General features: G+C 64.1%; 9 protein-coding genes. 4 read left to right on the top strand and 5 right to left on the bottom strand.

Annotation, left to right across the window (positions count from 1 at the left end; translation table 11 throughout):
• The 3 genes from H5T74_05350 to H5T74_05340 form a co-directional block, all read left to right on the top strand.
• On the top strand, positions 1–246 hold a 246-nt coding region (locus H5T74_05350; GenBank protein MBC7229803.1), incomplete at its 5' end, for a transposase.
• A 291-nt stretch (positions 247–537) separates the two neighbouring features.
• Positions 538–765 (top strand): AbrB/MazE/SpoVT family DNA-binding domain-containing protein, encoded by a 228-nt coding sequence (locus H5T74_05345; GenBank protein ID MBC7229802.1) that lies wholly within the window; start codon positions 538–540, stop codon positions 763–765.
• On the top strand, positions 766–1,152 hold the full coding sequence (locus H5T74_05340; protein ID MBC7229801.1) for a type II toxin-antitoxin system death-on-curing family toxin: 387 nt from the start codon (positions 766–768) through the stop codon (positions 1,150–1,152).
• A gap of 637 nt (positions 1,153–1,789) precedes the next feature.
• Here the strand turns inward: H5T74_05340 and H5T74_05335 are convergent.
• From H5T74_05335 to H5T74_05325, 3 genes are all read right to left on the bottom strand, one after another.
• Entirely contained in the window at positions 1,790–2,479 is a 690-nt protein-coding gene (locus H5T74_05335) for a response regulator transcription factor (GenBank protein MBC7229800.1), read from the bottom strand.
• A 360-nt stretch (positions 2,480–2,839) separates the two neighbouring features.
• Positions 2,840–3,691, bottom strand: a complete 852-nt coding sequence (locus tag H5T74_05330) for a hypothetical protein (GenBank protein ID MBC7229799.1) — start codon at positions 3,689–3,691, stop codon at positions 2,840–2,842.
• Between the two features lie 146 nt (positions 3,692–3,837).
• On the bottom strand, positions 3,838–5,946 hold the full coding sequence (locus tag H5T74_05325; protein MBC7229798.1) for a vitamin B12-dependent ribonucleotide reductase: 2,109 nt from the start codon (positions 5,944–5,946) through the stop codon (positions 3,838–3,840).
• Positions 5,947–6,113: 167 nt separating this feature from the next.
• On the opposite strand from H5T74_05325, the gene pyrF reads away from it, so the two are divergent.
• Positions 6,114–6,821 (top strand): orotidine-5'-phosphate decarboxylase, encoded by a 708-nt coding sequence (gene pyrF / locus H5T74_05320; GenBank protein MBC7229797.1) that lies wholly within the window; start codon positions 6,114–6,116, stop codon positions 6,819–6,821.
• 467 nt (positions 6,822–7,288) lie between these two features.
• On the opposite strand, the gene H5T74_05315 is transcribed toward pyrF, so the two are convergent.
• Together H5T74_05315 and H5T74_05310 are read right to left on the bottom strand one after the other, a co-directional pair.
• Complete coding sequence (locus H5T74_05315; GenBank protein MBC7229796.1) at positions 7,289–8,383, bottom strand: hypothetical protein; 1,095 nt, start codon at positions 8,381–8,383, stop codon at positions 7,289–7,291.
• A 318-nt stretch (positions 8,384–8,701) separates the two neighbouring features.
• The gene (locus H5T74_05310) at positions 8,702–10,342 is read right to left on the bottom strand and encodes an FAD-binding oxidoreductase (GenBank protein MBC7229795.1); all 1,641 of its coding nucleotides are present in this window, start codon (positions 10,340–10,342) and stop codon (positions 8,702–8,704) included.
• Between the last annotated feature and the right edge of the window lie 259 nt (positions 10,343–10,601).

Genomic DNA, 10,601 nt, shown 5'->3' with positions numbered 1-10,601 from the left:
TATCCGCTGAGGGACGGCTTAAAGCGCCTCCGGCGATGCCGCAGCCCCCATTGGGCGGAGCGTTTCCTCCGGGGTTGGCACCTGAGGGCCGCCTGCTCCGAGATCGAGCCCCTGAAGAAGTTCGCGCGCATGCTCAAAAGAAGGCTTCCCGGCATCCTGGCCCACTGCCGCTATCCTATTCATGCCGGCGTGCTCGAGGGAACCGACAACAAGGTCAAGGTCATAAAGAGGGCGGCCCATAGGTAAGAGACGAGGATTATTTCTTTCTCAAGATACGGGGAGCTTTCAGGCCGGCTACCCACACTTTAGGGAGATGAGCCATGCGGGTTGACCCAAATACAAATAAAAGGACAAAAAGGCACTGGTGGTTGGTTGGCGTTAAGGCCCTTGGAAGACCTACCCCCACTTATCGTCCCCTAGTACATGGCATGAATTCCTGCAGAGAATCTGCAACGACCTCTTCGACGACAGGGGTTGCCCGCATCCTAGCAAGGATATATAATGTTTATACAAAGTAATTACTTAGAGGAGGCGGGAATGGTTAAGAGGATGACCAGGCACGGGAACAGTATGGCCTTGGTGATAGACAGGCCCATACTCGATCTGCTCAATATCGACGCCGATACGCCTCTTGAAATCACCACTGACGGAGAGGCGTTGATCATCACCCCTGTACGTGATATGAAGCGCCGCAAGGCTTTCGAGGCGGCACTGGAAAAGACAAACCGCAGGTACGGCAGGATGCTCAAAAACCTGGCGGACTAGATGGCAGGGCCTCTGTTCCTTACCCTCGCCGAAGTATTGGAAATACACCAGGACCAAATACATCGCTATGGTGGCAGTCCCGGCATGAGGGACATCGATCTTCTCAAGTCCGCCCTGGCCATGCCCCAGGCGGGGATGGGGGAGGAGTATTTCCATACTGATTTCATGGAGATGGCCGCTGCATACCTGTTTCACATCGTGCGCAACCATCCCTTCATCGACGGCAACAAGAGGACCGGAACCGTTACAGCCCTCGTGTTCCTGGAACTGAACGGAATCGAGGTCGATGCGGAGGAGAAGGAATTCGAGGAGTTGGTCTGGAGAGTCGCTGGAGGCGAAATCAACAAGAGCGAAATCGCCGCATTCTTTAGATCGATTGCGAAGTAATCCCATAAAACCTGCCCCCGCTTATCGTCCCGGTGGGGGCGGCACGAACTAGCCAGAGAAACAAGTATTGAGCTGCGGCTGTTGCCATGACCAATGGAGTCTCTTCACTCTTCGAGATCTATTGGGCTTGACCGAAACCAGAATTATTAAAATAATGGGTCCTCACAAGAATCTGTGGGTAGCTGAACCCCAAAAAACCTTGCCATAAAGGCTTTCTCCCCCTATTTACTGGTTGCTGTAAACGTGAGCAGGAAACAGGAGGGAGAAATGCACATCTCAAGTCTATGACGCCTGACTCTGGGACTGAAGGGCCACAGGGTAAAGAGGGTGCGATGGATGAAGGCAAAATCGTCGCTGAGCTCGCCGCCAACGCGCGCTCCAGGCCTATCTGCTCCTCCTGCGGTAAGAAGATGCCGGAAACGACCCACGGATTCTTGTGAGGAGCTGACTGCTGTGTGGAAAAGGCGCCGTAAGGGGTGAGCCATAGCAGGCCGCGGACGGTTACGCTTTAGGAGGCTGCGGGCCGGGGGTCTCCTCCAGGCCTTCGGGGTTCCCCGGAATGGATGTACGCGCACGGGGGCTCGCGGGTACGGCGGGCCGGGATGCCACTGACGCCCCGCGGGGTATCCGAAGAGGCTCAGAAGAACTTGTAGCCTACGCCGGTCACCGTCTTGATGAACTCGGGGTTGGAGGAGTCGCGCTCGATCTTCTTGCGCAGGCGCGCGATATGGGTGTCGATGGTGCGGGATATACCCGGGTCCTCGTAACCCCACAGCGCCTTGACGATGTCCTTGCGCGAAAAGACGGTTCCCCGGTGGCTGGCCAGCAGCCACAGGAGGTCGAATTCCGTCTGGGTGAGGTTCACCGGCCTTCCGTCCAGGGATATCTCGCGCCGCTTGCGGTCGATCTCCAGGCCGCCCACGGAGACGTACTCCTCCAGTTCCGTGGGGTCCCTGACCATATCCGCGCGGCGCAGGGCCGCCTTCACGCGCGCGATCAGCTCCGCGCCCTTGAAGGGCTTGGTGATATAGTCGTCTCCGCCTATGGCCAGCCCGCTCACCAGGTCGGTGATGTCGTCTTTGGCGGTGAGGAAGACGATGGGGGCGGCGGTCTCGTCGCGCAGGCGGCGGCAGACCTCCATACCGTCCATCTTGGGCATGATGATGTCCAGGATCACCAGGTCCGGACGTTCTTCGCAGCATATCTTCATGGCCGCCTCGCCGTCCTCGGCCAGCAGCACCTTATACCCCTCCGCCGAGAGGAGCTCGGCGATCAGGCGCCGGATGTGCGGGTCGTCGTCCGCCACCAGGATGGTCTTCTCCGCCATGTCCTCTCCCGTCGTTGAACTGTTTCTCCAAGATTATATTTCGGTAGCGCCGTGGATGCGGTTTAGCCCGGGCCATCCGGTGGAGCCCGCGGGATCATGGGCCTCCCCTGACAGGAGGCCGCGGCCCGCCCTCGCGCGCCCGGCGTGAGGCCGTCGCGGCGTGGTATGCCTGCGGCCGCCGCGGGTGTGTCTCTGAGTTGGCCGACTACGTGGACATCGTGGGCTACATGTGCGTGGGATGCCTGCGGCCGCCGCGGGTTTTTCTCTGCCCGGGTAATGTGCCTGCCCCTCAGATGATCTTTCCGGCCTCGAAGAGCCGCCGCTCGAAGTGGCTTGTTGTCCGGGTCCTGTCACCGTCCCTCAGAGGGCCCTCATGCGCGCCAGGGCGGGGGAGGAGGGCAGCTCCACCTCCACCCCCACCTCGGCCAGGGCTTCCTGCACCGCGCGGTAGTGCATGAAGCCTCCCAGGTGCAGGATGGTCTCGCCCACCTCGCGGTCCATCTCCATGGAGGCCACGCAGGGGAAGCTGTGCCAGTACTTGGCCACCACCTCGGCTACCCGCGCGTCCAGGGGAGCGCCCTTGAGGTTGAAGGCCACGTAATAGGTGTTGCCGCAGGGGGCGCTGCGCAGCACCCGCGCCTCCTTTATGACCCCTTCCCCCGCGACCAGCTCCAGCTCGGGGTAGCCGATGCGGAAGTGCTGCATGAACTCGTCCACCGCCGGGTGGATGCCCGGGGGAAGGGAGCAAAAGGGTTTGGGGAAGGCGCACCCCATGTCCAGCTCGCGGCACGCCTTTTTCACCTCTCCTCTCACCCAGCGGCTAACCCACTCCGGGCCCTCGGAGGGGGCGATGAGCACCCGCGATCCCGCCGCGGCGGCGAGGCGCGGAAGGGCGAGGAGCACCTCCTGGTGCACGTTCACCGCCACCGTGGCGTCGTGGGGCGTCAGTCCCCCTCCCAGCAACCCTTCGGGGTCGTCCAGGTAGTAGGGGAGAACGGAGGGGAGCTGCAAGATGTCCACGATGTCCCCGGAGAAATCGATGCCGTAGGTGTCGCGGCAGTGGTCGCAGAGAGCTCCGCAGCCGCTGCAGTAGTTCTCCTCGTTGGCGAGGTGGCGGATGAAGCGCTGCGCGAATGTGTCGTCGAAGGTCACGGTGAAGTTCTCCCGCCTGGCGGGAACCGGGCCTCCGCAGTAGACGACCAGGAGCCTCACCCGCCTGCCCCCCGCCTCACCGCATCCCGCCGCGGGCCTCGCGCCTCCCGGCGGCCGGGATTGCGGGCGCTCTCGCCTTGCCCCGCGGCCGGCGAGATGACTACACGTGCTCCCACCGCTGCCCCCGTCGCCCTCGCGCCCTGTCCTCAGAAGAAGCAGAGGGGGGTGGGGCATCCGCCCGCGTACTCCGACTCGGCGATGGTGTATTCCGGCCTCTCCAGCAGGCGCATCATGGAGTCGCTCCCCAGGTAGAGGACCTGCTCGCGCTTGCTGCCGTAGCGGTATACGGTGATGCCCTTGCACCCCAGCTCGTAGGCGAGGCGGTAGGCCTCCTCGATGTCGTCTATGGAGGCGTCGGAGGGGAAGTTGATGGTCTTGGAGACGGCGTTGTCGCAGTGGGCCTGGAAGGCGGCCTGCATGCGCACGTGCCATTCCGGGGCGATGTCGAAGGCGGTGACGAAGACTCGCCTGACCTCCTCTGGCACTCCCTCGGCGTACTGCAGGGTGCCGCTGCGGGCGATCTCCATCATGAGGTCGTTGCTGTAGAAGCCCCCTTCCCTGGCCGCCTCCTCGAAGACGGGGTTGATCTCCATGAGCCGCGTGCCCTCGATGACGTTGCGCACGAAGGAGATGGCGAAGAGGGGCTCGATTCCCGAGGAGCAACCCGCGATGATGCTGATGGTGCCCGTGGGCGCTATGGTGACGGTGGTGGCGTTGCGCATGGGCATTCCCTTTTTCTCCCAGATAGAGCCGGGGTAGTTGGGGAAATTGCCGCGCTTCCTTGCCAGTTCCCCGCTGGCGAAGTGGGATTCCTCCTCGAGGATAGCGGCGATCTCCTCCGCCAGGCGCAGCCCTTCCTCGGAGTCATAAGGGACGCCCATCTTGAGCAGGCAGTCCGCGAAGCCCATGACCCCCAGCCCTATCTTGCGGTTTCCCAGGGTGATGCGGCGGGTCTCCTCCAGGGGCCAGCGGTTGATGTCGATGACGTTGTCCAGGAAGTGCACCGCGGTGCGGATGGTCCGTCGCAGCCTCTCCTCGTCCAGCCGCCTGCCGCTCACCATGTTGGAGAGGTTGACGGAGCCGAGGTTGCAGCTCTCCCAGGGAAGCAGGGGCTGCTCCCCGCAGGGGTTGGTGGACTCGATCTCTCCCAGGTGAGGGGTGGGGTTGTGGCGGTTGATGGTGTCCAGGAAGACCAGCCCGGGGTCCCCGGTGCGCCAGGCCTGGGTGACGATGAGGTTGAAGACGTCCCGGGCGTGCAGGCTGCCGGTGACGGCGCCGCTGCGGGGGTTGCGCAGGAAATAGACCTCGTCCTTTTCCAAGGCCTGCATGAACTCGTCGGTGATGCCCACCGATAAGTTGAAGTTGGCGAGGAAGCCGTCCTGGTCCTTGGCGATGATGAAGTCCAGGATGTCGGGGTGGTCGCAGCGCAGGATGCCCATGTTGGCGCCACGCCTTCTGCCTCCCTGCCGGATCACCTCCGTGGTGACGTCGAAGATGCGCATGAAGGAGAGGGGGCCGGAGGCGATGCCCATGGTGGACTGCACCACGTCGCCCTTGGGACGGAGGCGCGAGAAGGAGAACCCCGTGCCCCCGCCGGACTTGTGCACCAGGGCCATGTTCTTAACCGCGTCGAAGATGCCGGGGATGGAATCCTCCACGGGGATGACGAAACAGGCCGAGAGCTGACCCACCTCCGTGCCCGCGTTCATGAGGGTGGGGGAGTTGGGAAGGTAATCCAGGGATACCATGACGCGGTAGAACTCCTCCTCGGTGGCCGCCACGTCGGCCCCGGGGTCGTATTGGAGGTCCGCCCTGGCCACCGCCCTCGCCACCCTACGGAACATCTGGTCGGGCGTCTCCGCCACCTGCCCGTGCTCGTCTTTGAGCAGGTAGCGCTTCTTGAGCACGTTCACGGCGTTCACCGTGAGCTTCAGCTCGTCCTTGACGCCGATGAAGTCCTTGGTGCGCCTGATCTCCGCGCGCCTCTCGCGGTAGAGGATGTAGGCCTTAGCGGTACGGGGCAGCCCCTCCTCGATGAGTGCCTCTTCCACCAGGTCCTGGACCTCCTCCACCGTGGGGATGTCCTCGACGAAGCGGGCCTCGAGCTTGGACACCACCCTCTCCGTGAGCTCGCCGGCCCGCGCTGCCTCCCCCTCTCCCGTGGCCTCGATGGCCTTGCGCACCGCGGCTTCTATCTTGCCGGCCTCGAAGTCCACCACCGAGCCGTCCCGCTTGCGGATCCTCTCCAAGGGCATGGCCTCCCCTTTCACCTCTGCCACCGGGGCGCCGGCCGGCGCCGCCTCTCATACCATGATTTTACCCGTGGGGTACGACGCTTTATATTATCAGTAAACGCCGCGGGGAAGGGTTCGCCGGGCGAGGGGTGGAGACGGGCCGGGAGAGCGACGAGAGGGGAAGCCGCATGAGCGTGGACGCCGTGGGAGAAAGGCTTATCTGCGCCCTGGACTGCGAGGACGGCGCGGAGGCGAAGGCCATGGTCGAGAGGCTGGACGGCATCGTGTCCTTCTTCAAGGTGGGGATCATCCTGCAGGCGGCGGCGGGGCGCGAGGTGGTCGATCACCTGCTCGAGAGGGGCAAGAGGGTGTTCCTGGACCTCAAGTACTACGACATCCCGGAGACGGTGGAGAGGGCGGTGGCGCGCGCGGCCGCCCTGGGGGTCTCCTTTCTCACCGTGCATGGGAACGCGGCCATCATCCGGGGTGCCGTGCGGGGCAGGGGAGACGCAGGCCTCAAGCTCCTCGCCGTGACCGTGCTCACCAGCCTGGATCAGGAGGATATCGAGGACATGGGGTACGGGTGCCGGCTCGAGGAGCTGGTGGCGCACAGGGTGAGGAAGGCCCGCGAATACGGCTGCGACGGCGTGATCTGCTCCCCCCGCGAGATCGAGACGGTGAGGAGGGAGGCGGGCGGGGGGTTCCTGGTGGTGACCCCGGGGATAAGGACGGAGCTCGGCGAGGGCGAGGAGCACAGGAGGTTCGCCGGCCCGGGCGAGGCCATGCGCCGGGGGGCGGATTATATCGTGGTGGGGAGGCCGATCACCCGGGCTCCGGATCCCGCACGCGCCGCCCTGGAGATCATCGAGGACATGAGAGCGGGGCTGTCGGCCTAGTTTTCGGGGCGCGCGAGCCGAGGCGCAATCCGCCGCGGGGCTGTAGGCCGCGAGCTTGCCGCCGGTGCCTGGCGGGCGGGGGCCGGTGCGGAGACCGTCCAGCCTGCCCGGCAAGATGATGGAACCGGGCCGGAGACCGGCGCGCTCCGCCAAGATCGTGCCCCCAGCCGTAGGCGAGAAGTGCCTTGATGCATCAGGGTATTGTTTCTCTCGTAAGTCGGGTCTCGATGGCGGTTTCCCGCCTGCGGTCATGGGCTGCCGGACTGCCCCGGATCCCTTTTTTCCGGTAACGATTATGACATCTGCTCAGGAACATGCCAGATGTAGGCGTTTTAAGCCCATGGCGCAACCTCATGTCGTGCCGGCGCCATCCCTTCCTGAGCTAACGGACTAATGGTATTTCCGGTTTTCCGTCCGCGGGGCCGCTTGCTGTTCGATCCGCCGTCTATCCGGAGCACCTGCCGGTCCTAACGCTCCACCCTCAGGACGTAGGTTACGGATGATGCCTCGCGCTCCTCCCAGTCCACCCCCGCCGCCGTTCCCGTGGACGACTCATAGAGGGCGGAGAGGTAGCCGGCCAGGAGGTGGGGTTCATAGGGATTGACGATCCTTATCTCCAGCTCCCCTCGCTCGCCCGACACCTTCTCCACCAGGCCCTGGCCGTAGATGGGGAGGAAAGACAGCGCGTCGCGGAAGGCTTCTTCCAGGCTCTGGCAGGCTTGCGATCCTCCGGGCGCCGCATGCCTCTCGGCGCCCATCACCTGCTGGAAGAAGAATTCCTTGCTCGCCTCGACTATGAGGGGTCTTATCTCCGAGCCCAGCTCTTTCTCCAGTTCGCGGAAAACGATACCGGGGGTGAAGGCATCCACGAAACTGACCCTGATCCCCTTGCGGGTATCAATGATCACGCCCTCGCCCTCGTGCCATTCCAGGGGGGCGAGGTCTTTGGGGACGCCGCAGCGAGGGCAACGCGCCAGCGCATTGCCGCCCTCCAGAGGCTGTGTGGAGGCGACGGTGAGGCGCTCTGAGAACTCGGGCTTCCCGGAAGCGGCTACGACGTGGATGACGTCTTCGCCCCCCCTGCTCTTCCAGTAGTGGTCGAAGGGTTTGCCCTCCAGGCCCTCGAAAGCGCCGAGTACGAGGGCGGCCATGAGGTCGCGGTTATAGGGGTTGCGCAGCAGAGCCTCCCCCTCCTTGCCCGGCCGGTACATGATGTATTCCACGTACGCGGTCCCGAGCCATATGGAGAGGCGGCAGAAGAACTTGATCACCAGACGCCTGTTGGGTCCCAGTTTCCCCAGGGAGGCGGGGAAGCGATTGAACAGCGAGCTGATCCCCGCCGCCACGCCGTTTCTCTGGGCCTCGAAGACGATGTGGCCGATGGGCAGGCCCATCTCCGATTCCAGGCGGGAGAACACGCTGTTGAGCAGGTCGCTCTTGATCAGCACCAGCCTGCCTTCTGGCGCCAGGGACCAGGATATGGTGCCGTTCTCATGCCAGCGCATTATCTTGGCCAGCCAGTACGGGAAGCCACAGGCCCTGCATTCCCGGATACGCATCATCCCTCCTCCACCATCAGCGCCGACAGCCGTCGCTCCAGTGCCACTAGCCTAATTGTTTTTTCGGCACTTAACTGTATATCATTAGCCTTTCCGCCCCTCTCCCGTGGGGGTTGGAAGGATTTTCCGGATCGAGTAACATCGACGATGCTGCGAGCGGGCGGCGCGGCGGCGGGCGGCCTCTCCACTTCGTGCCCCGCGGCCGGAAGCCGGGGCGGTGCCGCCCCGCAAGCGGAAGGTACGCGGCGGCGCGTTATGATGGGTCGACCGGGAGCGTGTGGCGGCATCACCGGGCCCCTGCCTTGCCGCGTGCGCGCCGCTTCAGGCCGGCGGGCCGTCCTCGGTCCAGCGCAGGCGCTCGCGGAGTTCCTCGAAGCGCCGCACCTTCTCCGGGCTGACGCCGCTGGTGTCGAAGTCCCGCTCCGCGGTGAAGAGGCCGGCGTCCGCGGCCTGCCCGGGGTCGAAGGCGGCGGAGATGCTCTTCTGCCAGCGGTTGAAGTGGCCCGCCAGGGGACTGAGGGCCTTTCTCACCTCGGGGTTGAGCACCGAGAGGGGGGTCATGCAGCGCTCGATGGCCTCCAGTGTGGACAGAAAGGAGATGGGCTTGAGGGCGCGCAGGCTCTTCTCCTCGTGCACGCTGTACATGTGCACCACCTCGCAGTGGGCCCAGGTGTTGTTCTCGTAGGGCACGAAGTAGGGGTTCTCGCCTCCGTCGTCCAGTATGGCCCCGCTCTCGATCCAGGGCCTCTTCACCTCCGCGACGGCGTCCGCCCAGTCCATCTGGGAGTCCAGGGCGTCGTTCTCGTCCAGGTTGGTGCAGAAGGTCCCTCCCAGGCGGAAGGCGGCGGGGATGAGGCTGGCGCGGATGAGGTTCAGGGGCAGCATGGGCGCCACAGGAGAGAGCTGCATGTCCAGGACGATGCCGTCATGGCCCTTCACTATCTTCATGAGCACCGCCTCCTGGTAGAGGAGTTCATCTTCGGAATCCCCCGCCAGCAGCACCGTGAGGGGGTACCTGAGCGCGTCGTAGATGATGCTCCTGAGGTTGGGGGCGCGCATCAGCTTGCGGTAGAGCTTGGGGGCCATGGCCATGGGAAAGGACCCCAAGGTGATGCGCAGGCAGAGGTACCCGATCTCCGCCTCCCCCAGCTCATAGACCGCGTCGGCAAAATCCGCCGCCCGGTGGAAGACGCAGCCGTAGAAGCGCATGTTCTCCGGCCGTTCAACCACGGAGTCGAAGACCGTCCCCTCCGCATCGAGGACCGGCGGCCCCGGCCAGTTGAAGAGCTTCAGCGCGCACTTAGTAAATATACCCAGTCCTCCGAAAGCCCCCGAGGCGCCGCGCATGATCCCCCGCAGGGACGGCCCGGGGCCGTCGCCCGTGAACCATCCCAGTCCGGAGTCCGGCGCGCCCAACCGCAGCAGCTCTCCGTCGGGAAGCACCCACTCCACCCCCAGCACGTTGCGGGGACTGTAGCTCATGTAGATGCCGTCGTGCCCCACCCCGTGCATGGAGGTGGCGCTGGCCAGGGGGGAGCATACCGGCCCGGCCCCGATGAGGTGGGTGTTGAGCCCGCGCTTCATGGCCTCCGCCTGGAGCTGGGCCCCGCTCACGTAGGGCTCCACCACCGCGTACATGTTCTTCTCGTCTATCTCCAGGATGCTATCCATGCGTCGCAGGTCCACCTGTACCACGCCCTCGGAGGTGGGGCCGGCGTGCACGCCCCATCCCGTACACAGGGCCTTGAACTTGAGCCCGTGGCGGTTGCAGGCCCTGACCACCGCCTGTACCTCCTCCGTGGAGGCGGGCAGCACCACCGCCTCGGGGCGCGCCGTCCACAGGGCGGGGTCCTCGTTGAGGAAGGGCTGCCAGGCGTAGGAGTCGAGCACCGCCGGCTCTCGCGAAGCGTTCTCATCCCCCACCGCGGCCTGCAGGTCGCGGTAAGCCTCGTCGCTTATCATCGCCTCCTCCTTTCCGACCCCTCCCGAGCTTGATTCTACCCCATACGAAAAAGACATGGGGTCAGCCCCGGACATGGGACATTCCTAAGACATCGAGAGAGGTCATTGATCCGGCCAGCGAGATCCAACGATCCGCTTGCCCGATAAAAATGGATGCCTATGACGCTGCTATAGATCTGATCCCGTTCATAAATCTTAACGATTATGACATCTGCTCGGGAACACGCTAAATGAGGGTGTTTTAAGCCTATGGCGCAAC

The sequence above is a fragment of the Actinomycetota bacterium genome (assembly GCA_014360645.1).
Classification (GTDB): Bacteria; Actinomycetota; Geothermincolia; order Geothermincolales; family RBG-13-55-18; genus Solincola_B.
The sequence above is the reverse complement of the archived record's forward strand: the minus strand, read 5'-3'. Positions and strand labels throughout refer to the sequence as shown.